The organism is Streptomyces coeruleorubidus (genome assembly GCF_008705135.1).
GTDB lineage: Bacteria > Actinomycetota > Actinomycetes > Streptomycetales > Streptomycetaceae > Streptomyces > Streptomyces coeruleofuscus.
The window spans coordinates 9,150,764-9,172,762 of sequence record NZ_CP023694.1; the positions used below are offsets into that span (position 1 = coordinate 9,150,764).

The 21,999-nt window shown below is 67.8% G+C and carries 23 protein-coding genes and 2 pseudogenes; 17 read left to right on the plus strand and 8 right to left on the minus strand.

Annotated features, from left to right (window positions below; all coding sequences use genetic code 11):
• Positions 1-22 precede the first annotated feature (22 nt).
• The 4 genes from CP976_RS41650 to CP976_RS41665 all read left to right on the plus strand — a co-directional run bounded on the left by CP976_RS41650 (position 23) and on the right by CP976_RS41665 (position 3,540).
• Positions 23-934, plus strand: a complete 912-nt coding sequence (locus CP976_RS41650) for a helix-turn-helix domain-containing protein (RefSeq protein WP_229875975.1) — start codon at positions 23-25, stop codon at positions 932-934.
• Between the two features lie 235 nt (positions 935-1,169).
• Positions 1,170-1,787 (plus strand): DUF1707 SHOCT-like domain-containing protein, encoded by a 618-nt coding sequence (locus CP976_RS41655; RefSeq protein ID WP_150485016.1) that lies wholly within the window; start codon positions 1,170-1,172, stop codon positions 1,785-1,787.
• Positions 1,788-1,959: 172 nt separating this feature from the next.
• On the plus strand, positions 1,960-2,898 hold the full coding sequence (locus CP976_RS41660; RefSeq protein ID WP_150485017.1) for a MerR family transcriptional regulator: 939 nt from the start codon (positions 1,960-1,962) through the stop codon (positions 2,896-2,898).
• Positions 2,899-3,045: 147 nt separating this feature from the next.
• The gene (locus tag CP976_RS41665) at positions 3,046-3,540 is read left to right on the plus strand and encodes a GNAT family N-acetyltransferase (protein ID WP_229875977.1); all 495 of its coding nucleotides are present in this window, start codon (positions 3,046-3,048) and stop codon (positions 3,538-3,540) included.
• Positions 3,541-3,806: 266 nt separating this feature from the next.
• On the opposite strand, the pseudogene CP976_RS44150 reads toward CP976_RS41665, so the two are convergent.
• Positions 3,807-4,106 (minus strand): annotated as a pseudogene (locus CP976_RS44150) (aminoglycoside phosphotransferase family protein); the annotation flags it as partial.
• A gap of 461 nt (positions 4,107-4,567) precedes the next feature.
• On the opposite strand from CP976_RS44150, the gene CP976_RS41675 reads away from it, so the two are divergent.
• Complete coding sequence (locus CP976_RS41675) at positions 4,568-5,062, plus strand: GNAT family N-acetyltransferase (protein WP_150485019.1); 495 nt, start codon at positions 4,568-4,570, stop codon at positions 5,060-5,062.
• 660 nt (positions 5,063-5,722) lie between these two features.
• On the opposite strand, the gene CP976_RS41685 is transcribed toward CP976_RS41675, so the two are convergent.
• Positions 5,723-6,247, minus strand: coding sequence for a hypothetical protein (locus CP976_RS41685; RefSeq protein ID WP_150485021.1), 525 nt, complete (start codon positions 6,245-6,247; stop codon positions 5,723-5,725).
• A gap of 524 nt (positions 6,248-6,771) precedes the next feature.
• On the opposite strand from CP976_RS41685, the gene CP976_RS41690 reads away from it, so the two are divergent.
• The 4 genes from CP976_RS41690 to CP976_RS41705 all read left to right on the plus strand — a co-directional run bounded on the left by CP976_RS41690 (position 6,772) and on the right by CP976_RS41705 (position 10,094).
• On the plus strand, positions 6,772-7,296 hold the full coding sequence (locus tag CP976_RS41690; RefSeq protein ID WP_150485022.1) for a toxin-antitoxin system HicB family antitoxin: 525 nt from the start codon (positions 6,772-6,774) through the stop codon (positions 7,294-7,296).
• An 81-nt stretch (positions 7,297-7,377) separates the two neighbouring features.
• Positions 7,378-8,226, plus strand: coding sequence for a DUF4097 family beta strand repeat-containing protein (locus tag CP976_RS41695; protein ID WP_150485023.1), 849 nt, complete (start codon positions 7,378-7,380; stop codon positions 8,224-8,226).
• A 60-nt stretch (positions 8,227-8,286) separates the two neighbouring features.
• Positions 8,287-9,279, plus strand: coding sequence for an ATP-binding cassette domain-containing protein (locus CP976_RS41700; RefSeq protein ID WP_150485024.1), 993 nt, complete (start codon positions 8,287-8,289; stop codon positions 9,277-9,279).
• Positions 9,276-10,094 carry an ABC transporter permease gene (locus tag CP976_RS41705; RefSeq protein ID WP_150485025.1) on the plus strand — a complete coding sequence of 273 codons (819 nt, stop codon included), beginning with the start codon at positions 9,276-9,278 and terminating at the stop codon, positions 10,092-10,094. The genes CP976_RS41700 and CP976_RS41705 overlap by 4 nt, the downstream gene beginning before the upstream one ends.
• Positions 10,095-10,520: 426 nt before the next feature.
• On the opposite strand, the gene CP976_RS44765 is transcribed toward CP976_RS41705, so the two are convergent.
• A complete protein-coding gene (locus CP976_RS44765) occupies positions 10,521-10,604 on the minus strand; it encodes a DUF6207 family protein (RefSeq protein ID WP_359038108.1) in 84 nt (27 codons plus the stop codon).
• Positions 10,605-10,991: 387 nt separating this feature from the next.
• On the opposite strand from CP976_RS44765, the gene CP976_RS41720 reads away from it, so the two are divergent.
• Complete coding sequence (locus CP976_RS41720) at positions 10,992-11,585, plus strand: hypothetical protein (protein ID WP_150485026.1); 594 nt, start codon at positions 10,992-10,994, stop codon at positions 11,583-11,585.
• Between the two features lie 449 nt (positions 11,586-12,034).
• Entirely contained in the window at positions 12,035-12,637 is a 603-nt protein-coding gene (locus CP976_RS41725) for a tetratricopeptide repeat protein (RefSeq protein WP_150485027.1), read from the plus strand.
• 419 nt (positions 12,638-13,056) lie between these two features.
• On the opposite strand, the gene CP976_RS41730 is transcribed toward CP976_RS41725, so the two are convergent.
• The gene (locus CP976_RS41730; protein ID WP_150485028.1) at positions 13,057-13,422 is read right to left on the minus strand and encodes a VOC family protein; all 366 of its coding nucleotides are present in this window, start codon (positions 13,420-13,422) and stop codon (positions 13,057-13,059) included.
• A 92-nt stretch (positions 13,423-13,514) separates the two neighbouring features.
• Between CP976_RS41730 and CP976_RS41735 the strand changes: the two genes are divergently transcribed.
• The 3 genes from CP976_RS41735 (at position 13,515) to CP976_RS41745 (ending at position 15,618) form a co-directional block, all read left to right on the plus strand.
• Positions 13,515-14,480, plus strand: a complete 966-nt coding sequence (locus CP976_RS41735) for a helix-turn-helix transcriptional regulator (RefSeq protein WP_150485029.1) — start codon at positions 13,515-13,517, stop codon at positions 14,478-14,480.
• A gap of 191 nt (positions 14,481-14,671) precedes the next feature.
• Positions 14,672-14,890 (plus strand): hypothetical protein, encoded by a 219-nt coding sequence (locus CP976_RS44155; RefSeq protein WP_229875978.1) that lies wholly within the window; start codon positions 14,672-14,674, stop codon positions 14,888-14,890.
• Between the two features lie 194 nt (positions 14,891-15,084).
• Complete coding sequence (locus CP976_RS41745) at positions 15,085-15,618, plus strand: CbrC family protein (RefSeq protein ID WP_150485031.1); 534 nt, start codon at positions 15,085-15,087, stop codon at positions 15,616-15,618.
• Between the two features lie 16 nt (positions 15,619-15,634).
• Here the strand turns inward: CP976_RS41745 and CP976_RS41750 are convergent.
• Both CP976_RS41750 and CP976_RS41755 read right to left on the minus strand, forming a co-directional pair.
• Positions 15,635-15,730: pseudogene (locus CP976_RS41750) on the minus strand (IS5/IS1182 family transposase); the annotation flags it as partial.
• A 422-nt stretch (positions 15,731-16,152) separates the two neighbouring features.
• Entirely contained in the window at positions 16,153-16,518 is a 366-nt protein-coding gene (locus CP976_RS41755; RefSeq protein WP_150485032.1) for a hypothetical protein, read from the minus strand.
• Positions 16,519-16,949: 431 nt separating this feature from the next.
• Here CP976_RS41755 and CP976_RS41760 point away from each other — a divergent pair, with 431 nt between their 5' ends.
• The 3 genes from CP976_RS41760 (at position 16,950) to tpg (ending at position 20,861) form a co-directional block, all read left to right on the plus strand.
• Positions 16,950-20,189, plus strand: coding sequence for an nSTAND1 domain-containing NTPase (locus CP976_RS41760; protein WP_167537516.1), 3,240 nt, complete (start codon positions 16,950-16,952; stop codon positions 20,187-20,189).
• A gap of 6 nt (positions 20,190-20,195) precedes the next feature.
• Complete coding sequence (locus CP976_RS43160) at positions 20,196-20,372, plus strand: hypothetical protein (protein WP_167537236.1); 177 nt, start codon at positions 20,196-20,198, stop codon at positions 20,370-20,372.
• 180 nt (positions 20,373-20,552) lie between these two features.
• Positions 20,553-20,861 carry a telomere-protecting terminal protein Tpg gene (gene tpg, locus CP976_RS44770; protein WP_373304890.1) on the plus strand — a complete coding sequence of 103 codons (309 nt, stop codon included), beginning with the start codon at positions 20,553-20,555 and terminating at the stop codon, positions 20,859-20,861.
• Positions 20,862-21,136: 275 nt separating this feature from the next.
• On the opposite strand, the gene CP976_RS41770 is transcribed toward tpg, so the two are convergent.
• A complete protein-coding gene (locus CP976_RS41770; protein ID WP_150485034.1) occupies positions 21,137-21,526 on the minus strand; it encodes a DUF6281 family protein in 390 nt (129 codons plus the stop codon).
• An 11-nt stretch (positions 21,527-21,537) separates the two neighbouring features.
• Positions 21,538-21,891, minus strand: a complete 354-nt coding sequence (locus tag CP976_RS41775; protein WP_229875988.1) for a matrixin family metalloprotease — start codon at positions 21,889-21,891, stop codon at positions 21,538-21,540.
• Between the last annotated feature and the right edge of the window lie 108 nt (positions 21,892-21,999).

Here is a 21,999-nt window from a genome sequence, read left to right on the forward strand (position 1 = left end):
CGGGCGGCGACCCGCCCGCGGCGTGGATCGCTGGAATTCGAGCCCCGACCGCCATGCTGCCAACCGGGCCGACATCCGGGACTTCCTCGTCGGCCGACGAGCCAGGATCACACCGGAACAAGTCGGACTGCCCACGAACGGCCCGCGGCGAGTGCCCGGGCTGCGGCGCGAGGAGGTCGCGCAGCTGGCTTCCATCAGCACCGACTACTACACGCGGGTCGAACAGGGGCGCATGCGGGCGTCGGTCACCGTCCTGGAAGCGGTCGCGCGGGCCCTGCGACTGGACGAGGATGAGCGCGGATACCTGTTCGACTTGGCCCGAGCAGCCGGTCCCGCTCGGCGTGCGCCTCGCCGCCGCAGGGATGTCGAGGTGCCGCCCTCCGTCCAGTGGATGCTCGACTCCATGACGAAGTCGTCGGCCTTCGTACGGAACGGCCGCATGGACGTCATCGCCCACAACGCGCTGTTCCGTGCCCTGCACGCGCCGATGTTCGACAGCGACACCGTCGACCGGCGTGGCCGACCGAACATCGCCCGCTACATCTTTCTCGATCCGGGCTCTGCCGATTTCTTCGTGGACTGGGAGGCCGCTGCTGTGACCACTGTCGCGCTGATGCGCGCCGAAGCCGGTCGCGAACCCCGCGACCGGGCCCTGCGCGAGCTCATCGGCGAACTGTCCACGCTCAGCGCCCAGTTCCGCATCCAGTGGGCCGCACACCACGTCCGCATCCGCCACCACGGCATCAAGCGACTGCAGCACCCCGACGTCGGTCGACTGGAGCTGGTGTACCGATCCATGGACCTGCCTCTGTCCGATCGTGCGGTGTACGACCTGACTGTCTATACCGCCGAGCCCGGCACCTCTTCCGAAGACCGGTTCAAGCTCCTCGCCAGTTGGGCAGCGACGCAGCCGTCGGCCACAGAGCCCACCTGACACTAGAGTCACTGAGACTGGTCGGGCGATGACGCCCGTCGAGCTGTCGCGAACGTCCTGGTGATCGGCGTCCGAGGGGCCGGCGAAGTCGAGGCGGGCGTCGAGGGAGATGAGGATGCGGCCGCGGTCGACCTTGTCGAAGCGTTCGGTCCGCCCCCAGCGCATCAGCTCTAGGCAGTGCTTGAGATGTGCAGTCCCAGTCCGCTCAGTCCGCTGGCTGCATATTCTTGTGGCCATGACTGTCCGGCCTCCGGAGCCCTCTCCGCGCCCTGCACCATCAGAAGAGCTGCGCGCCTCTCACGACGACCGGGAAGCAGTGGTGGAGCAGCTGCGCGACGCGGCAGCCGAGGGGCGAATCGATCTCGATGAACTGGATTCGCGCCTTGAGCAGGCGCTGACGTCCAAAACGTACGCCGAGTTGGCCGTACTGACCGCCGACTTACCGAGGCTGAATTCCACTGAGAGCCAGCCGCCGCTGGTGCTCAAGGGCGGCATGTACGGTGCGTCTCGAGGCCCCGGGTGCTGGGAGGTTCCCGGGCACGTGATCGCTCGCGGAGGCGTGGGGGGTGTGAAGGTTGACTTCACCCGGGTCGAGTGCCGCCTCACGGAGGTCGCAGTGGAGGCGTACGGGGAGACATCTGGTGTCACCATTGTCGTTCCCGACGGCTGGGCCGTAGACACCAGCTGCATGGATCCCGGCGTTGGCGGCCTGACGGACAAGACCACTCCCGACCGGCTCCCGGGATCTCCGCTGATCCGGCTCACTGGTTCCGGCGGCATGGCAGGAGTAGTCATCCGCCATCCCAACCGCCGGGAACGGCGCAAGCTGGACAGCAACCCGACGCAGGGCTAGGACGCGTGCCGGGGTGTTGATCAAGATCTGAAACGATCTTGGAATGTGGTCCAGGACGTCGCCGGCGGCGAACCGGCCATGCTGGCGTCCCGACTTGTGGATGAGGCGTGGTTGTCTGCTGGCAGGCGAAGGGGCTTGAGTCTCCAGTAGGGGGAGACGCAAAGGTGGGGGCATGGACGGCGACACGCTCTACTCGATCGGCGAACTCGCTCGGCGGACCGGTCTCACGGTCAAGACCATTCGGTTCTACTCTGATCGCGGAATCGTGGCGCCGACGGACCGCAGCCCGGCCGGCTACCGCCTGTACGACATCAACGCCGTCGCACGCCTGGACCTCGTGCGGACCCTGCGCGAACTGGGACTGGACCTCCCCACGATCCGCAAGGTCGTGGACCGCGAACTCTCGCTTCCCGAGGTCGCGGAGGCGCACGCGGAAGCACTGGCAGTGCACATCCGCATCCTGCGTTTGCGGCACGCGGTGCTGACGGCGGTGGCCGAGCGCGGGTCCACACCTGAGGAGACAGAACTCATGCACCGGTTGGCCCAGCTTTCCGAGGACGAACGCCGACGTCTGATCGGTGATTTCCTCGACGCAGCCTTCGGCGGTCTTGACGCCGCCCCCGCATTCGCCGGGGTCATGCGCTCGATGACCCCCGAGTTGCCCGACAACCCGGAAGCGGAGCAGGTCCAGGCGTGGGTGGAGCTGGCTGAAATGTCTCTGGATCCGGATTTCCGCGCCATGGTGCGGCGGATGGCCGAGGATCAGGCAGCCGAGCATGCCGGGAACGACATGACGGGCCCGCGCCGCGACATCGCCGCAGCCGTCCGTGACCAGGCCGGCCCGGCCCTGACCGCTGGCATCGACCCCGCCTCGCCCCAGGCCGATGCGATCGTCGCGGCGTTCACGGCGCACTACGCGCACCTCCTGGGCCGCCCTGACGACGCCGAGCTTCGCCGTCGGCTTGCGACTCGGCTGGAGAGCGTGAACGACCCTCGCAGGGAGCGGTACCTCCAACTGCTCGCAGTGGTCAACGGCTGGCCGGCCCCGGAGAGTCTGGCTCCAGTGTTCGACTGGTCCCTCCAGGCTCTGCGCGTCCGGACACAGCAATGACGGGGCGGCCGCAAGGCGGCGTGGGCCGGACGCGGCTGGCGTCGGGCGAAAACGCCGCCGCATATGATCGGTTGATGAGTGCCCCCCGTCGTACTTCAGGTGACCGCGACGCCGGCCGCACCCGCTCTCGTTCTCCGCCCCTGGCGTATGGAGGACGTTGCCGCATTGGTCGAGATGAGCCGGGATCCCGCGTTGCGTCAGTGGGCGAGCACTGCCGTGGACAACGATGCTGAGGGGGCACGGTGGGTGCAGGCCCAGCAGCGGGGCTGGGCAGCGGGGGACCGGTTCGGCTTCGCCGTCCTTGAGACCCAACCCGGTGCGGTTCGCGAACAGTTGGTGGGCAACGTGGTCCTCAAGGAAGTCACCTCCAACAAACCGGCGGCCGAGGTGGGCTACTGGACCGGGGCGCACGCTCGCGGTAGGGGAGTGGCACCCCGCGCTCTGGAGGCACTCACCAGCTGGGCCTTCGACACCTTCGAAGCCGACGGGCTGGAGCGTCTCGAACTCCTGCACCAGGTGGACAACCTGGCATCGTGCCGGGTTGCGCAGAAGAGCCGCTACGACTTCGACAGCGTCCTGCCCGCAGCGCCGCCCTCCTTCCCCCGCGATGGCCACCTGCACATACGACGCACGGATGCCTGAGATTCTCCCGGCTTCTGCGGATCGGCTGAGGCTGTTCACGCCGAGAAGGTCTCGGAGCGTTCGACCAGTGGGACTCGATCTGCAACGACTCCCGGCTCCGCTTGGCCATCGCCGACCGAATCACCTTCCGTTGCAGCTACAGAACGGCACCGACCCCTACCGGTTCCAGGGCCATCGGAGACGACCCCAGCACCAAGAAGGCCCTGTGAGTGTGTCCCCGAACGCTCCGGTCAGTTCAGCAGAGCAGCCGTGAACGTCTCGCGGTGGATCCGCAGCCGTGCGGTCGCATCCAGCCCGGAGGGGCAGAGGGCAGTTGCGGATCCGGGATCGAGCATGGGCACCCACGGGCAGTGGCACGGCCGTCGCGGAAGACGGTGTTGTCCGGGCACACATCGGGACCGACAGGGGCCGGCGCCGCGTCGAAGCCGTGCTCCTTCAGCGCAAGGAGATAGGCATGCAGAGCGCGCGCGTTGCGCGGCGCCGGGCGCTCAACCAACGCACCCCGGCGGAAGACCGCCCCCCGCGTTCACCATCCCGCCGACCAGCGCCTCGTCTTCAGCGGTCATGACGAGCACGCTATCGCCAGATCGACCCTGCGCCGACCGGTCTCCGTCTGTCGCCGCTTCCACAACCGCCCGATCACTTCCTGCTCCGGGAACCCAGCACTGGGTCGGCAGGATCGTGGGGAGGGGTCGTCACGGGCCCACGGTATGACGGCGCGCGCGAGGTCAGCGTTTGGGCAGCTTGCGGCAGAGGCTGTCCATCGACTTCTTCGCCCATCCGAGGGAAAGCCCCCCAAACTTCTTGGCACGTTCGGACGCCTCATGCACTGCCGTCCCCACACTCCTACACGTAGATCAACCGGACTTCCGTTGCACCGACCGCGCCGCCAGTAAGTGCACAAGTCCGGGGAGTTGACGCCATCTAGTACTCGAGCTGTAGATCGTGATGTGCCCTGATCTTGGGGCTGTCTGCCACTGGCGGAAACTCAGGTGGCCTCAGCGCACGATCTGGTTAGAGTCGGGCGATGCCCGAGCTGAAGCGGCTGCACACCGGCCACGCCCCGGCGGTCCTGGCCTTCGAGCTGGCGAACCGCACCTACTTCGCTGCCTCGATCTCCGACCGCGGCGACGACTTCTTCGACCAGTTCACCGACCGGTACAACGCCTCGCTGGCCGAGCAGGAGACCGGCGTGTGCGCCTTCTACCTGCTCGTCGCCGAGGACGGCTCGGTACTCGGCAGGTTCAACCTGTACGACTTGGAGGACGGCACTGCCAGACTCGGCTACCGGGTCGGGGAGCAGGTCGCCGGCCGCGGCGTGGCGACCGCGACCGTCCGGGAGCTGTGCCGGATTGCGACCGCCAGGCACGGCCTGCGCACACTGCGGGCGGCCACCTCCCACGACAACGTAGCGTCCCAGAAAGTCTTGGCCAGGGCCGGGTTCGTCCCGGTTGGCCCTGCCACGCCGGCCGATCTCGGCGGTAGGTCAGGCACCTGGTACCAGCGCGACCTCCAGCCATAGACCTTGATCTTGCTCGTGGGTCGGCTGCGGGAGGCCTGCGGCCACCGCTTCATCGGTGTGTGAAGCCTAACGACCTTGCGATGGCCGCAGCTGCCTAAGCCTCCGGCGAGAGATGAGCAGCGGGCGCAGGTTCGTGAAGTCGGTGACCAGGTCGGCCAGAACGCGGGTGGGCTGCTGGCCGTGATAGCCGTACCCGTAGCTCTCGGCTGCGGCCTTCAGGTCGTCCAGGTCCTGGGGCGTATGGGGGGAGAGCCTGGTCGACGTCGGTCCGGGCGGTGGTGAAGGCGGCGGCGAGCGCGCCACGAATCACCGCCGGAGATTCGCTCGACAGTTGCCAGCGCGGTGACAGTTGCGGTTCCTCGGGTGAGGTCTTCGCGCAGGTGGCGTAGGCGGCAACCGTGGCCGCTGGCGACACGCTGTGGGACATCGCCCAGCAGACCTTCGGCAACCTCCTGCGGTGGGGAGAGATCTACACCCTAAATCAGCAGCTCATCGAGTCTGCGGCTCGCCGAAACGGATACGCTGAAGCAACTACGGTCATGGGATCTTCCCCGGAACCGGCCTGTCGCTGCCAGGGCTGAACGGGCGTCAGCGGCAAATGCGGCGCTAACGACGATTCAGAGGACACTTGCCCGCGCGGGACGCCGCCCGGCGGACCAGTCAGGCGGCGTAACAGAGCACCGCGGGGCCTGCCGGTGCCGCGGTGCGGGCCACGGTCGCGTGCACGGAACGGGCGGTGCGAACGGTGGGCGCGGCCTGCGCGCGGTTCCGCGCGAAGACGACGAGGCGCAGCACCGCGAACCGCGCGAGGCCGGCGAGTGCGGAGGCGGACAGATAGACGACCTGCTCCAGCACCGCACCGGGCGCCGCCACCATCTGCTGCAGGACAAGCATCGCCACGCAAGTCCATGCGTATGCGGCCGCCGCGGACCCGGCCGACTGCGCATGCTGGCGCCAGGTCGCGCGCCCGCCCGCACCGAAGGTGAAGCGGGCGTGCAGCTCGGTGGCGAGGAGCGTGGAGACCACGGTGATCAGGGCGTTGGCCAGAGCCCAGGGAATCCAGGAGGCGAGGGCCACCACGGCGAAGCTGGAGGTGATCCCCACCCCACCGCCGCAGAGCACGAAGCGGGCGAAGGCGGTGAAGGCGGCGGGCGCCGCCTGCTCCTGACTCTGTGCTGTCTCCATGATCCGACCCCTTTGATGGCTAACTCCGCGAAAACGCGCACCCCTCGGCATGTGAAGCCAAGGGGTGCCCGCCAGTGATGCCACTATGGCACATTAATGACGCCATAGTGAACCCATCTGGCGCCACTGACATGGAGGCAATCGCGGACGTGCAGGCCAGGGACTCGCCACAGCGTCGGCGCGCGCCGCAGGCGTGGTGTGTGCCGTGGTGCGCGCCAGAGCGTTCCCGCCTGTACTGGCGTCGGCTGATGCCGACCCGGGGCGCTCTCAGGTTCGCTCGGTCCGGCATCGATGCCCCTTGGGCGACTAGAAGGGCCCTGTGTCGCTGAGTTAAGGGCCTGGGCTCGGCCCAGCCGCGCGCCCGGAAGCGGCGGGTCACCTTCTCGCGCCATCGCATGGCGCCACAATTATCCCCGGCGCCCTATACATGCTTTCCCAGCTCAGGCTGATCCCCCTCAAGCTCACCCCGCAGGAGGTGCCACCCGGGCTTGCGCATGGCGCCATTGCGGTGCCATGATGGCGTCATGGACCTCACCCCGTATGTCGACAACCTCCGCCGCGAACTCGCGGTGGCCGCCGAAGCCGGCGGCGACGAAGCGCGAGAGCTGGCCGAGAGGCTCATCGCGCCCCTGGAGTCGGCGACCCGCCTGACCATGCTCAACGTGCTCTCCGCCGCGATGGACGAGATCACCCGCGAACTCGCCCCTGGCTCGGTCGACGTACGGCTGCGCGGACTCGACCCCGACTTCGTGGTGACACCGCCGCCCATCGACGGCGGCGCCCGCGCGGAGCCGGCCGCGCCCGTCGAGCCTCTCAGGGCCCCGGCCCCGGCCCCGTCCGACGGCGACGAGGGCGGCACCGCCCGCGTCAACCTACGCCTGCCGGCCCACCTCAAGGCCCGCGCCGAGGAGGCCGCGACCCGTGAGGGCCTGTCGGTCAACGCGTGGCTGGTGCGCGCCGTGTCGGCCGCGGTCGACGGCGGCACCCGGCCGCGTACGACGGAGAAGACCCAGACCGTCGGACAGAGCTTCACGGGCTGGGTGCGCTAGCCGCGCCCACGCCAGCGCCTTCACCCCCCACCACGTCCCGCCAGCAGGGACGACCCAAGGACTCAAGAGGACGGGACAGCCATGCCTTCTTTCGACACTCCCGAACCGATCTCGGTCACCGCACGCGTGGAGGCCGGTTCCATCCAGTTCACCGCGGGCGACCGCCCCGACACAATCGTCGAGGTGCGGCCCCGCGACCCGAAGAAGGACCTGGACGTACGGGCGGCCGAGCAGACCGAGGTCACCTACGCGGGCGGCGTACTGACCGTCAGGACGCCCAAGGGCAACCTGCGCGGGCTCGGCCGCACCGGCACCGTCGACGTGACGGTCGAACTGCCCGCGGACTCGCGCATCGACATGACCGGCGCCTGGGCCCAGGTGCTCGGCGAGGGCCGGCTCGGCGAGGTCAGTGTGAAGACCTCGTCCGGCGACGTCCGCCTCGACACGACGGGCCCGCTCCAGCTGACCGCGTCGCACGGCTCGATCACCGTGGACCGCATCGAGGGCAGGGCAGAGATCACCACCAGCTCCGGCAGCCTGCGCGTCGGCCTCGTCGACGGCCCCGCCGTCCTGAAGAACTCGCACGGCACCACGACCGTCGATGCCGCGACCGGCGAGCTGCGGGTGAGCGGCGCCAACGGCGACATCGAGATCCGGCGCGCCGAGGACTCGGTCACCGCCACCACCGCCCACGGCACCCTGCGCGTAGGCGAAGTGGCCCGCGGCAACGTCCAGTTGGAGACCAACTACGGCGCCATCGACGTCGGCGTCCGCGAAGGCACGGCCGCCTGGCTCGACGTCAGCTCGAACTCCGGCCAGGTACGCAACACCCTCACCGCGTCCGAGACCCCTGAACAGACCGAGGACACCGTCAAGGTCCGCGCCCGCACCAAGTACGGCAACATCGACGTCCGCCGCGCCCGGGCCTGAGCACCACATCGTCAACCGGCCCCTACACCCACTCACTTCAGCCTTCGATCGGAGGGCCCCATGCCTTCATCTGTCATGCCCACGCCCAGGCGAGGCGACGGTCCCCAGTCGTCGGCCGCCGTATCCACCGTCGGTCTGCGCAAGTCGTACGGCGACAAGACCGTCCTCGACGGCATCGACCTGCGTATCCCTGCCGGGTCCGTGTTCGCGCTGCTCGGACCCAACGGCGCAGGCAAGACCACCGCCGTGAAAATCCTCTCCACGCTCATCACCGCCGACGGCGGACATGCACAAGTCGCGGGCCACGACCTCGCCACCTCCCCGGACGGGGTACGCGCCGCGATCGGCGTCACCGGGCAGTTCTCCGCCGTGGACGGGCTGATCACCGGAGAGGAGAACATGCTCCTCATGGCGGACCTGCACCACCTCTCCAAACGCGAGGGACGGCAGGTCACCGCCGAACTGCTGGAACGGTTCGACCTCACCGAGGCCGCGAAGAAGCCCGCCTCCACCTACTCCGGCGGGATGAAGCGCCGCCTCGACATCGCCATGACGCTGGTCGGCAACCCGCGGATCATCTTCCTCGACGAGCCGACCACCGGCCTCGACCCGCGCAGCCGCCACAACATGTGGCAGATCATCCGCGAACTCGTCTCCGACGGCGTCACCGTCTTCCTCACCACCCAATACCTGGAAGAGGCCGACGAACTCGCCGACCGCATCGCGGTGCTGAACGACGGCAAGATCGCCGCCGAGGGCACCGCCGACGAGCTGAAGCGGCTGATCCCCGGCGGCCATGTCCGTCTGCGCTTCACCGACCCGTCCACATACCAGAGAGCCGCCTCCGCGCTGCGTGAGGTCACTCGGGACGACGAGGCGCTGGCCCTGCAGATCCCCAGCGACGGCAGCCAGCGCGAACTGCGCTCCATCCTCGACTGGCTGGACTCCGCCGGCATCGAGGCCGACGAGCTGACCATGCACACCCCCGACCTCGACGACGTGTTCTTCGCCCTGACCGGCGGCACCGACCAGCCCAAGGAGGCTGTCCGATGAGCACCCCCCTGGCTCCCGCCCGCCCGGCCCGGCTCTCCCTCGCCCTGCGTGACTCCTCCACGATGCTGCGCCGCAACCTCCTGCACGCGCGGCGCTACCCGTCCCTCACCCTGAACCTGCTGCTCACGCCGATCGTCCTGCTGCTGCTGTTCGTCTACGTCTTCGGCGACGTGATGAGCGCGGGCATCGGCGGTGACGGCGCCGATCGCTCGGACTACATCGCCTATCTCCTCCCGGGCATCCTGCTGATGACCATCGGCGGCACCCTGGTCGGCACCGCGGTGTCCGTCTCCATGGACATGACCGAGGGCATCATCGCCCGCTTCCGCGCCATGGCGATCCACCGCGGCTCCGTGCTCAACGGACACGTCATCAGCAGCGTGGTGCAGTCGGTCATCAGCGTGACTCTCGTCGGTGCCGTCGGCGTGGCCATCGGCTTCCGTTCCACGGATGCCACGGCCCTGGAGTGGATCGCGGCGTTCGGACTGCTCGCGCTGTTCGCCCTGGCCTTCACCTGGATCGCGGTCGGGATGGGCATGGTCAGCCCCAGCGCCGAGGCAGCCAGCAACAATGCGCTGCCGCTGGTCTTCCTGCCGCTCATCTCCAGCGCCTTCGTCCCGGTCGACGCGATGCCGGGCTGGTTCCAGCCGATCGCCCAGTACCAGCCGTTCACGCCCGCCATCGAGACGCTGCGCGGACTGCTGCTCGGCACCGAGATCGGCAACAACTGGTGGATCACCATCGTCTGGTGCCTGGGCCTGGCGGCGCTCGGCTACCGCTGGTCGAAGGCGGTGTTCAACCGCGACCCGAAGTGACCGCTCGGACTGCCTCCGGCAGCTCGTCCCGCTCGAGGGCGGCGTATTCCGACACCGTGTCGGCATACGCCGCCCCACCGGCATCCGCAGCTGCCGACATGGATGCCGGGGCGGCGGTCGGGGTCGGGTTCGTTGCTGCGGATGATCACGCGGGCGGCCGGGGCGGTGTCACCACGCCCCAGCAGGAAGGAGCGGAACATGTGCTTCAGCGGGCTGCCTTCGGCCCAGGCGAAGTAGCAGTGCGGCCGCACACCGGTGGCATCGCGCAGAGCCAGGAGGATGGCGGCGATGGCGATGGCGTTGGACGCGGCCGGGGCCTGGGCGCGTTCTGGTTCCTCAACCTCTCCAGCTCAGCCAAGCGTGCGGCCCATCACCACTTCACCGGCCGAATCGCGTTCCGCGTCCGTGCGGCAGGCCAGGCAGAACTCAGCAGCGCAGCCGTACACAGGGCTCGCCGGGCTCCCGAGTCGTGCGGTCCGCCGGTGCGATGGCGCACCGTGCGGCGAGCAGCTCCTGGACCGCGAGCGCGTTTCATCATCGGCGGCCGCGACCTCCACCACCGGCCAGGTCCGACTCTGCCACATGCGCGTCAGCGATCTGCCTCATGCCTGGCACTACGCGCCGGCGTCCGCAGAAGTTCTCCGATCCCGCCGTGTTCACCCGACCGAGTAGGGTCCCGGCCATGGCCAGCCCCAGGCGTGGGGCACCGGCCGGGGCGACTGGTCAGTGGGGGCGTCGACGTGAAGGTGGCGCCCTGCCGTCATCCTGTGGTCTACCGCTCCCCCGGCCATCAGGCGGAGCGAGTTCAACCCGCAGAGCGATCCTCGGTGGCCCCCTGACTGGGATCTTCATTGCTGAACGTGTCGGCCACCAGTCCACCGAAACCGAGGACCGCATATGCATCCGCTCCTGCGCGTCGAAGAACCCACTGCCGCCCGCCCCGGACGACTCCGCGCTGCATGGCGGGCGGCCCACGAGCCCGTTGCCGGAGTGTCCCGGCGGATGCAACTCGTCGCCTACGCCGTGCCGTTAGCCGTCCTGCCATCGAGTATCTGGCGGCTTCCGGCCGCGTTCGACGACGGGTTTGGGGTCGGAGGGGCGTACATCATCTCTCTGTCGATAATGTCTGAAATTTTCGCGTTCACCGCGATCGGCCTGATCGCCCGCTGGGGCGAGGTGTTCCCACGCTGGGTCCCAGTCCTGCGCGGCCGCCGGGTCCCGACGAAGGCAGCCGTCATCCCAGGCGCCGTCGGGGCCACGATCCTCACCCTCCTGTTCACCCTCCTGTTCATCGCTTCCGAGATCAGGGGCACCACGATCCGAGGCGACGACCTGCCGGACGGCTTTCCAAGCCGGGCCAACGGCTGGGAGGCTGCCTGGTTCTATGTCTGCTACGCGCCGCTGATCCTCTGGGGGCCGCTGCTGGCCGTGCTGACCGTCGCGTACTGGAAGCGCCGCCACACAGCTGAGAAGGTGCCCGCACCGGCGTGAGCGCAGGGAAAGGGGCACCTGCCGACGCCCCTCCCGGTGACCAGGCAGCACACGCGGTTCCCCCAACTTTGCTCAGTCCGCGTTCATGACATGCGGAGTGCACCAGAAGATGGGAGGCGCGGCCTGACCTTCACGCTCGGGGACGCCAGCTCTGGACCGCTAGTAACACGCTGCACCAGTGGCACCGGCCCAACGGGCACGGCCCGGGCAACGACACCGCCACGTCGACTGCGATCCACGTTCGGACACGCTCGGCCAGCGGAGGTGGTCAAGGCTGGCGAGGGCGGGTCTGTCGGACCGGACGTTGCCAGAGCGCGGTGCCGTCGCGACCATTGTCTGCGGGTGTTACTCGGTGACACCCGGCCACCTTGGCGCTCCAACTTCGGGACCCCTCCCGGTGCCAGTGCGAAACGATTGGTCCTCGCACACCGTCGACATGGAGGAGCGAGATGTTCGGTCGATTCGGTCGGCGAGGCGCTGGTGGGCAAGGGGACCGCGATGCCGCAGCCGAGAAGGCTTTCGAGCGGGGACAGCGGGAGTTCTCGGCGGGCCGCTACGCCGCTGCAGCCTCCGTGTTCCGCGAGGTGGTGACGTTGGCGCCCGACTCGCCGAATTCACAGTTCCTCCTGGGTGCCTCCCTGTTCAATTCGGGTGACTCGCGGGGGGCCGTCGATCCGCTGCGCGCGTGCCTGGCCATGCGGCCCGACCACGCGGCAGCACACTTCGCGCTGGGCATGTCGCTCGGTCGCCTGGACGAGTTCGACGACGCCGCGGAACACATCGCGAAGGCCGCCTCGCTCGGCGACCGGCAGGCACTCGACATGCTGCCGAACATCGGCGCCGATTACTGCCGCACATGCGGCCGGGCAGCCCGGTTTGGCCAGATCGACGACCAGGACGCGGACATTGTCATCGGCACCATCGGGGGCGGATGGACCTGCGCGGACTGCCGCACGGTCCTGTGCGGTCCTTGCATTTCAGGCGGCCGGGCCGGGCCGTTCGTGCGGGCTTGCCCTGACTGCGGCGGCAGGATGCTCGTACTGACCAAGTAAGCGACGGTCACGGCGTCGACCGGCTCATCGACTGACATCCCCGCTGCAGCCGCCTTCGCCCATAGCCCTGATGGAAGTGAGGGTAAAGGGAGCGGGAGGGGCGATGCGGGCGCGGCCGGGGATCTGGGGTGCGCTCGCTGGTGTTGCGCGCCGAACGGGGCCGCCGCGCCGATTCGCCACCTCGGGGACTCGTCAGGAGAGCGTGTTGGCGCACAGCCCGACCTGGCTCGCCCGGGCACGTCATGGCGGAGGGGCGGGCTCGGTGACCGGCGGCGCGGGAGTCGTCATCGTCGAGTGTCCTGTTCTGAGCGACCAGCACCGGTCGCCCCACGCATTCGCGTGGGGCACTCCTCGTCCTCTCGAAGCCAGACGGCGGCAGGCGCGACACGTATCGTGCGCGCCTGCCGCATTGCGGCCTTTCAGTCCTGCGGTGCGACGCGGATACGGTTCCCGTCAGGATCGGCTGCGAGGAAGGTCAGCCCGAACCCCGCATCGTGAGGCTCGCGCAGGATCGTGACCCCCTTGGACTGCCACTGCTTGAAGGTCGCGTTGAGCTCGTCGGGTCCACCGTCGATGGCCAGGCAAACCTCACTGGTGCGCGGGACGTCCGGTGACAGATCCTCGAACTGGCCAGACCACAGAGCGAGGTCAGCGCCTGGCCCGAGGTCGAAGGCGATGTATCCCGGAGTCTCGAACGAGGGGCGCATGCCGAGGAGGTCGCCGTAGAAACGAGCTGCGGCGGGAGCGTCGTTCACGTAGACGATGGACACGACGGATGTGGTCATGGTTGTTCCTTCTCACAGGTCGTAGGTACGCATCCACCAGCCTGACCGGGATATGCGCCGCATCGTGTCGCAATTCCTGAAAAAATTGGTGGGTGACCCCAGACCGCTTCTTCACCCTGCTGCTGCTCCTCGAATCGAGGGATGCCGTCACCACACAGGAACTTGCCTCGGCGCTCGGGGTGTCCCTTCGAACCATCACCCGAGACCTGAACTGGCTCCGCGACGCCGGTCTGCCGGTGACCGCACACCGGGGCCGCCTCGGAGGCGTGACCATGCTGCCCGGGTCCGGGCTCGACCTCACGCGACTCACACCGGGCGAGCGTGATCATCTGTCGCTCACTGGGCTGGATGAGAAGCAACGTGCGGAGCTCAACGTATCGGCCGAAAGCCAGCGCGCGCTCTCCAAGATCGTCGCTACACAGCCACGTCGAGTTCATGAGCTCCTGCCGCTCACCGACGTAGTGCACGTGGACAGCCGTCCCTGGCGTCAAGCACGAGCTTCCGGCACGACTCCGGCCTCGCTGATCGGCGCAGTGCGGCGAGGCCGCCGGCTACGGATCGAGTACGACAGCCCACGCGAGTCATGCCCACGAGACCTGGTCGTGGATCCCTACGGGCTGTTCGCCAAGGCCGGCATCTGGTACCTCGTCGCAGACTGTGCCCGAGTGCCACGGCTGTACCGACTCGAACGGATCACGACATGGAAAGAAGTCGACCAGCCACGACGGATCCGCGAGAACCAGACCCTGGCCACCGTCGCTGCAGCGCTCACTGATCAGTGGGAACACAACCACGCGATAGAGGTCAGCGCCACCATCGACGAGACCCAGATCGAGCGAGCGCAACGGATCTTCGGCCTACGACTCGTCCGGGACGACCATGAAGAATCCGCCGCAGGCCGCAAGGTAACGATCCGCTTCCTGCAGCTGGAGGACGTGCGAGCACTACTGCCGTTCGGGAGCGCCATCACTGTGCACGGCCCCACCGAAGCCAGGGCTCACCTCCGCGACCTCGCCACCGCTCTTGCCCACCACTATGCGCCGTCACCAACGTCCTGACCCGCAACATCTAGGGTGCGGTCATAAGACACCAAAGGCGTCGTTTCTTTTGGCTGAGGTTCGACCTTGCTGTCTGGGAAGGCGAGAGGCCGGCAGACGACAAGACCGCCGGCCGGGTCTTCAGCGACCTGTACGACCGCTACATCGACGGTGAGGTGGAAGAGCCTCCGTCGGAACGCATAACGGCTTACGTGGCCGCACTGCTTGAGCGGTGGTGCGGCATCACCGAGGACGAGGAGGACACCTCGCCCTGGTCGACCGGTCCGTTGATCGGCGAAGCCAGCGGTCCGCTGATCTATTTCCCCCTGCGGTGGAGCATGGCCGAGGAGGCGTCGGCCTACGCGGCAGCTGTGGCAGAGTCCATGGGACTGGTCTGCTTCGATGTGCGGCAGGACAGGCTCAGGCCGTGAGAAAACTCGGCGATATTACTCTCCGCCAACACCGGGCGGTGCCACCACCGATCGACAACAGGTGTCAGGACTCACCGACAAAAGCCAGCCACGAGGAGTCCGACGCCGCGCTTGATCGGGGAACCGCTCGCGGACAGACTGCTCTCCATGGGATCAGCAGGCATGGCCACCGGGGCGCAGATCGGGAACCGGCGATGAGTGCCAGCCTGCCCTTCTTTCGCTTTCACCCAGACCCTCTGGCAAGCGGGTCCATCCGTGCGGCCGCCGAGAGGTGCGCCTGCTGCAAGCGCAACAGGGGATGGATCTACACGGCCACGTTCTACACCGCACACGAGGTCAACGGACGTTTCTGCCCGTGGTGCATCGCAGACGGGAGTGCGGCTGAACGCTTCGCGGGTGAATTCGCTGACTCTTACGGGCTCGACGGTGTCAGCGAAGACGTCTTGCACGAGGTCACCCGCCGCACCCCTGGCTTCCACGCCTGGCAGGAGCCGCACTGGCTCGTCCACTGCCAGGACGCGGCCGCCTTCGTGGGCGAAGTCGGACACACCGAGCTGTCGGCGCATCCCGAAGCCCTCGACCAGCTGCGGACCGACATGCGTCTCGACGGCTGGCACGACGAAAACCAGCTTGAGCACTTCCTGGCCCACCTAGGCGACGGGGCGACCGCCATGCTCTTCCGCTGCACCGTCTGCGGCACCCATCTCGCCTACGCCGACGCATCCTAGAAGTCGTCTGCTGGGCGAGTCGTCGGTAGCAGATGAGGGTGCAGGCGATGCTGGTGAAGGCCAGGAAGTGGCTCGCCTTGCGTTCGTAGCGCCGGTGCAGGCGCCGGCCTCCGCCTTGCGGACCAGTCGGCGCCTCCGGCACCAGGCGCATCCGGTGTACTGCTCGGCGGTGTGTCGGGCCAGGCAGTGGCGGCGTGCACGCCGGATTCGACGGCGTGCCGCGGCTGAGTGCATCCGACCTCGTAGCGGTGACGCTCTCGCATCTCGTCCAGGACGACGATGGCCTGCACAACCCCTACGGGGTCGCACAGGCCGTCGTCATGCAGGTCCCAGATTTACCACCAGCGTCCCGACAGTTGGGCTGGGGTGCTGGCGTGCCTCGTCATTGGTAACGGGCGCAGTGCTCCATGTGCCGACCGTTCTTGGTGAGGCACACTTCACCGGTACCATCCGGTCCGGCACCTGCCATGAGACCGTCGCACAGCGACGGTTGCGAACCGTTCATTCAGCGATCAGATGGTCTGGACGAGACGCTCAGCAGGCGTCGACGTACCACACGGGACGCCAGTCGGCTCGCGCATCCGAAGAAGGAGCGCCCGGGGTGGTGTAGATGAGCTTCTTGTTCTTGTCGTACATGCGGGCCTTCGTCCCGGCTGACTGGTTGTTGTACCAGGACCCGCCGCCCTTCAGGCCGTCGGGGATCTCCTGGAGGTAGCAGTCCTTGAACTTGAAGGCCAGGACCTTGAAGTTCGCCTGCTTGTAGCCACAGAAGTAGTACTTCGGGCAGTCGGACGGCGCCGCCGCCACCTGAGGCTGCGCCGAGGCGGTGGTGGTGAGGGTGCCGGCCAAGCCGAGCACCACAGCCGACGCTGCCAGGCCGAACTTGTGCGATGTCCGCATGGGAAATCACCTTTCAACGGTAGCCACCTGCCGCACGGCTGATGGCGCGATCCGACCTTCGATTCACGGGCACGGCTTGTGCCCACGTCGGCACGCCGTCGGATCCCGGGGCGTGCCGTTCGGTTGGTTCGGCATCGAGTTCATAGGACTGAGGGTTGTTGCACAGCCGTGTCCCGGGCGTGAAACAAAGCAGGTCACAAGCCCGGGTTGGCGAGATGGTGTCTTTCGCGGTGGTGGGGCGCGTGCTGGGATGAGACGCCGCTGCAGCACACGGGGCGGCACGGGGAGCAGGAAGCGACATGGGGCGTCCGGAGGCGGACCTCGATCCGGGGCCGGGTCCGGTTCAGCGCTTGTGCGTTCGAGTTGCGCGAGCTGCGTCAGGAAGCCGGCGGTGAGGCTCGACGTTGTACCGACGGATGGGCGGGGGAGGGATGGGCCGTAGAGAACGCGAGCTGGACCCGGCGGCAGGCCCGGTTCAGGCGTTCGCTTTCGAGTTGCGCAAACTGCGTCGGGAAGGCGGGGCTCTCACCTACCGGGTTTTGGCGCAGCGCACGTCGTATTCGTCGGCCACGCTGTCACGGGCGGCGTCGGGGGAGCGGTTGCCGTCCCTCGCGGTGGTACTGGCCTATGTGCAAGCGTGCGGTGCGGATGTCTCGGAGTGGGAAGAACGCTGGCACGCGGCGGCCCGCGGGGCGGCCGCCGAACTGCAGCACGGGGAGGATGCACAGGCTGCGCCCTACCGTGGGTTGGCCCGCTTCGAACCTGCCGACGCTGAAATGTTCTTCGGCCGGGACGAGCTTTCGGCTCAGCTTGCCGAGTGGGTGCATGCCCATCGTCTGGTGGCTGTCGTCGGGGCTTCTGGGAGCGGCAAGTCCTCTCTGCTGCGTGCGGGACTGATTCCTCTGTTGCGGAGCGAAGCAGCCACGGACAGGCGGCCGGCGGCGATCCGCATCCTCACTCCCGGTCCCACACCCCTGTCCGCCCTCGCCGCCGTGATGAAGGCGCGCGATGAGCTCGGGGACACGGTCGTCGTAGTCGACCAGTTCGAGGAGCTGTTCAGCCTCTGCGCCGATCCCGCGGAACGACGGGCCTGCCTGGACCTGCTGCTGACCGCGACGGACCCGGAGAACAACGTACGGGCCGTGATCGCGGTACGCGCGGACTTCTTCGGCCATTGCGCCGAGCACCATGCATGGGCCGCGGCACTGCGCCGCGCCATTCTGCTCGTCGGACCCATGAGTCCCACCGAACTACGTCAGGCGATCGTCAGACCCGCATCTGCCGCCGGTCTGATCGTCGAGCGGGACCTGACCGCACAGATCATCAAGGACGTCACCGAGAAACCCGGCGGGCTGCCGTTGATGTCCCACGCCCTGCTGGAGACCTGGCGTCGACGCAAGGGACGTGCCCTCACCCTGACGGCCTACAAAGCCGCCGGAGGCGTCGCGGGCGCTCTCGCCCAGACTGCGGAGCAGCTCTACACTCGCCTGTCCACCCACGAGGCCCGATCAGCCCGGCACATCCTTCTGCGGCTGATCACTCCAGGAGAAGGCGCGCAGGACACCTGCCGGCCCGTGTCGCTCAAGGAACTGGACCTGGACAACGCAGACGACTTCGCCGCCACCGGTGAGGTTCTGGAGCGGCTGGTCAAGGCCCGCCTCGTGACACTCGACGGGCAGACGCTCAGCCTCGCGCACGAAGCCCTCATCGCGGCCTGGCCGCGCTTGCGCGGATGGATCGACGAGAACCGCGAAAGCCTGCGTCTGCACCGGCGACTGACCGAAGCAGCCCAGAATTGGGAGGAACTGGGCCGAGATCCAGGAGCCTTATACCGGGGCAGCCGTCTGACCGCCGCCGACGAGCATCTGGAGCGCCGGGAGCTGACAGGTCTGGAGCACGCCTTTCTCACAGCCAGCCTTGACGCCCGCGACCACGAGCAGTGGGCGACTCGCCGGGCGGCGCAGCGGCTTCGTCGACTGAGGACCTCCTTGTGTGTAGCCGCTGCACTAGCGGTGATCGCAGGTCTGGTGGCCTGGCAGTGGAACCGCCTCGGCGAGCGGCGGCTGGCTGAGGCGACATCCCGGCGGGTCGCGTCGGTCGCGGAGAGCTTGCGTTATGCCGAACCTCAGACCGCGCTGCGGCTGAGCGTCGCGGCCTGGCGTATCAGCCCCACCCTGGAAGCCAGGGCTGCCCTGATGAGTGCCTTGACCCAGCCCGAGCAGGACGCCTTCACTGAGCCCGGCACGGCTGTCAATGACCCTGCCTTGGGCCATTTCTTGAGCAACGACGGCGACATGCTGGTCTCCGGTGGCGCCGGTCGGGTACGGCTGTGGAACCTGAGCACGCATCGGCTCATCCGTTCGGTGCCCGTCCGGAAGGACGACGCCTTGGTGCGCATTTCTCCCGACGGGCGGCGGCTGCTGCTTCTCGCCGCGGGCAGATGGCAGCTGAGAGACGCTACGTCCGGCGCGGCGACCCACCTTCCGTTTACGCTGACCGACGGCACGCTGAGCTTCGGGCCCACAGACGACATGCTCTTTCTGCACGACGACAACGGCCGCTTGACAGCCTTGTGGGATCTGCGACGGCACCGCAGACTGCCGCCGCATGGATCCGCGCAGACCTCGGGCACCTCGCGCGAGGACCGGAAGCATCAGGCAGAGTGCACGCCTTCCGGCGAACTCCAACTATGGGATGGCGGCACTGAGCGCCGCTTCCGCAGCACGGGCCCCTTGGCCCTCGCCGTTCGCCTGTCCTGTGGCCCGCATCCCCCCGACCGCGTCCAGCCGTACCCCCTGTATCTGGGCAAGGAACGCCTGATCGTCGTCACCGACTCCCGGATACGTACCTGGGACGTGCGAACCGGTAAAGAGGGGCCGCCCATCCGCACATCCCCACAATCTCCGGTCACCGTGACAGCCGATGGAGATTTTCTTACCCACGCGGATAGAGGGGCCATCCTGGTATGGCGGCTCAGCAACCCCCGCAAGCCGGTCTACCGATACCCGCTGCACGGCCGAATCGTCTCGGACGTGCGGCTGGAACCGCGCCACAAAGTGATCCGGTACATAGAGCAGCAGCCCGCCTCAACGCCCGTCGTGCGCTCCCTGTACCTGGGTAACGCCGTGGATCCTGGTTGGAGAACCCACGCCTCGGAGGATGCATCTTCGCCCGTCAAACCCGGAGGCCAAGCCACTACCCGCCTGACCTCCGTTGCTGCTGACCCGGTGCGCAGGGACCGGATGGCGGTCGGTGACGAGTACGGGTGGGTGACCATCTGGGACCGCGCGCTCAAGCACCGCTTCACCATGTTCGACGCTCTCTCCGCAGGCAAGGAGAACAAAGCCCCCCAGGCGGTCTCAGCACTCGCCTACTCATCCGACGGCCGCATCCTGGCCGTTGCGGGCGGCAGCACCGTGCGGCTGTGGGATACGACGACGACAAGGCCTCTCGGAGACGGTCTGCTTACATCCGGGGATCGGGTAGGCTCCCTCGCTTTCAGCCGCAAGGGAGCCACACTCACAGTCCGTGGCGACCACACCCCACCGCGCACCTACCCTGTAGCGCCCGACCTGGTAGCCAAAGCCGTGTGCGCCCGGGCAGGAAGCGGCTTGTCCGGCCGAGACTGGAGGGCTTACATACCGAGCTTTCCCTACCAACGGACCTGCTGAGCGTCCATGGTCCGCGACGTCCTGCAGATCGCTGTGGCGCTCCCCTCGAGCAGCCAGGGCCTCACCACCTGGGGCACCTACACCGAGATGGCGAGCCGTTTCACCGAGCCCGTCCTGCTCGCGCTGGCCGTCCTTGCCGTGCGCAGCCGCATCAAACGCTGGCATCCTTCGAGCGGTGCGTGACCCGCCCAGCATGTCCATCGCCGTCGTCTTGCTTGATGTCGACCTCAACCTCATCAAGAACGACCCGAGAGCCGGAGAAGGGGAGTAGCCGACGATGGTGGACCCGATCGGGGACAGTTTGGGGACGGCGCGCTGGAAGAGGCGTTCACCCGCCCCATTCCCAAGAGCACCCTGGCGCAGATGAAGTACCTCGTCAAGCAGCTCAAGGGCACCAGGCCGGTCGCCGATCTCCTCGGGGTGTCCCAGCACACCGTGGAGCGGTACGTCGCGGGCAAGCTCAGGCGGTCCCGCCGGGACCTGCGCGAGCGCACGGAGCGCGAGGTCAAGAAGCGGTGGCAGCCGCAGATCCGGGCGAAGGCCAAGAAGCGGGCCGCGAGCACCGACGGCCTGGTCGTCTCCACCCGCGCACGGTTCGGGTTCACCGCCGCGCCGGGCACGACCGACGACGCCCGCATCGGCGACATCACCCGGGCCCTTCCGCCGCGCTGAGCAGACCGGCTGTTCACCGCCCGCGAGCAGGGTGCCAACGAGCAGCTCCAGCGCATCGCCGCCGAAGGCCTGGCAGAGATGTACTTCCGGAACAACAACACCCGCGCTCACGTCCTGGGCGTGGAGTTCACCGACGTGGAACAGATCGACATCTCTCTGTAGTGCGACCCACCGCGCCCCAACAGAGCGGCAACCGCAAGGGAGCGGTTTCGATGGAGCGGGAGGCAGGTGCGGGACGTCAGAGGCCTGTCCGGTCCAGCGACGCCCCGCACCGTTCACCATGACCTGGCGATCAGTTTTTCCACCTCGGGCGGCAATTCATTTCCGGAGTAGACAGCGACGAACTGCACGTCGTCGGGTGAATCCCCGACGGCGATGGCCACCTTCGGAGAGATACCGTCCACAGCGTAGGCGATCTCAGTCGTGGCCGGCTCCTCGTCCTGGCCGCCGGTGTCGTCACACGGCGGTTTGGTCGCTGCCCCGAGTTTACTGCCGACCGTGAACTCCGCGTTGGCGACATCCCGGTAGGTGCGCCCGTCGTACGTCACCTGGTAGACGCACGACGCCGCGTCCTCCGCACTGCTGCCCTCTGACGTGCAGGCGGCAACTGACGCCGCTACGGCTGCCGTCAGTACCGCGGTCACGGATCGCTTGGCCCAACTCATGAACGGCCTCCTCAGTAGATGCTGCGAAGGGCGAGGACGTCGCCCTTGCCGAGCGTCCTGGCCTTCGTGTTGCAGGTGAACGAGTTGGTGTACATGGTGAGGTTTTCGTGTCCCGAACCTACGTGTCCCAGTCCGAAGACGTGTCCGGCCTCATGAGTACCGACGGAGCGGATGTCGTATTTGTTCGAGCATTTGCTGGTCGGCTTGTTCGTGAAGTCCTGATCGCGGGTGCTGAAGCGGACATCGGCCTCGCGAAGGTCGTTCTTGACGCCGGCCATCGGCCAGGTCCATGAGCAGGCCACGGCGACGTGATTGCCCTTGAGGTCGCCCGCGTCCCAGGCGCTCAGCTCGCCCGGTCGGTTCACTGGGAGCTGCTGTTGATGTCGGCCTCGTAGCAGGTTTCGGACAGGAAGTTCGCCTTCGCGCCGACCGAGTCGCCGTATCAGCAGTTGTTGCGGCTGTCGGTGATGTTG

Coding starts and splice junctions, on each gene's coding strand:
- CP976_RS41655 (WP_150485016.1), top strand. CDS start 1,170: ATGACTGTCCGGCCTCCGGAGCCCTCTCCGCGCCCTGCACCATCAGAA.
- CP976_RS41660 (WP_150485017.1), top strand. CDS start 1,960: ATGGACGGCGACACGCTCTACTCGATCGGCGAACTCGCTCGGCGGACC.
- CP976_RS41665 (WP_229875977.1), top strand. CDS start 3,046: ATGGAGGACGTTGCCGCATTGGTCGAGATGAGCCGGGATCCCGCGTTG.
- CP976_RS41675 (WP_150485019.1), top strand. CDS start 4,568: ATGCCCGAGCTGAAGCGGCTGCACACCGGCCACGCCCCGGCGGTCCTG.
- CP976_RS41685 (WP_150485021.1), bottom strand. CDS start 6,247: ATGGAGACAGCACAGAGTCAGGAGCAGGCGGCGCCCGCCGCCTTCACC.
- CP976_RS41690 (WP_150485022.1), top strand. CDS start 6,772: ATGGACCTCACCCCGTATGTCGACAACCTCCGCCGCGAACTCGCGGTG.
- CP976_RS41695 (WP_150485023.1), top strand. CDS start 7,378: ATGCCTTCTTTCGACACTCCCGAACCGATCTCGGTCACCGCACGCGTG.
- CP976_RS41700 (WP_150485024.1), top strand. CDS start 8,287: ATGCCTTCATCTGTCATGCCCACGCCCAGGCGAGGCGACGGTCCCCAG.
- CP976_RS41705 (WP_150485025.1), top strand. CDS start 9,276: ATGAGCACCCCCCTGGCTCCCGCCCGCCCGGCCCGGCTCTCCCTCGCC.
- CP976_RS41720 (WP_150485026.1), top strand. CDS start 10,992: ATGCATCCGCTCCTGCGCGTCGAAGAACCCACTGCCGCCCGCCCCGGA.
- CP976_RS41725 (WP_150485027.1), top strand. CDS start 12,035: ATGTTCGGTCGATTCGGTCGGCGAGGCGCTGGTGGGCAAGGGGACCGC.
- CP976_RS41730 (WP_150485028.1), bottom strand. CDS start 13,422: ATGACCACATCCGTCGTGTCCATCGTCTACGTGAACGACGCTCCCGCC.
- CP976_RS41745 (WP_150485031.1), top strand. CDS start 15,085: ATGAGTGCCAGCCTGCCCTTCTTTCGCTTTCACCCAGACCCTCTGGCA.
- CP976_RS41755 (WP_150485032.1), bottom strand. CDS start 16,518: ATGCGGACATCGCACAAGTTCGGCCTGGCAGCGTCGGCTGTGGTGCTC.
- CP976_RS41760 (WP_167537516.1), top strand. CDS start 16,950: ATGGGCCGTAGAGAACGCGAGCTGGACCCGGCGGCAGGCCCGGTTCAG.
- CP976_RS43160 (WP_167537236.1), top strand. CDS start 20,196: ATGGTCCGCGACGTCCTGCAGATCGCTGTGGCGCTCCCCTCGAGCAGC.
- tpg (WP_373304890.1), top strand. CDS start 20,553: ATGAAGTACCTCGTCAAGCAGCTCAAGGGCACCAGGCCGGTCGCCGAT.
- CP976_RS41770 (WP_150485034.1), bottom strand. CDS start 21,526: ATGAGTTGGGCCAAGCGATCCGTGACCGCGGTACTGACGGCAGCCGTA.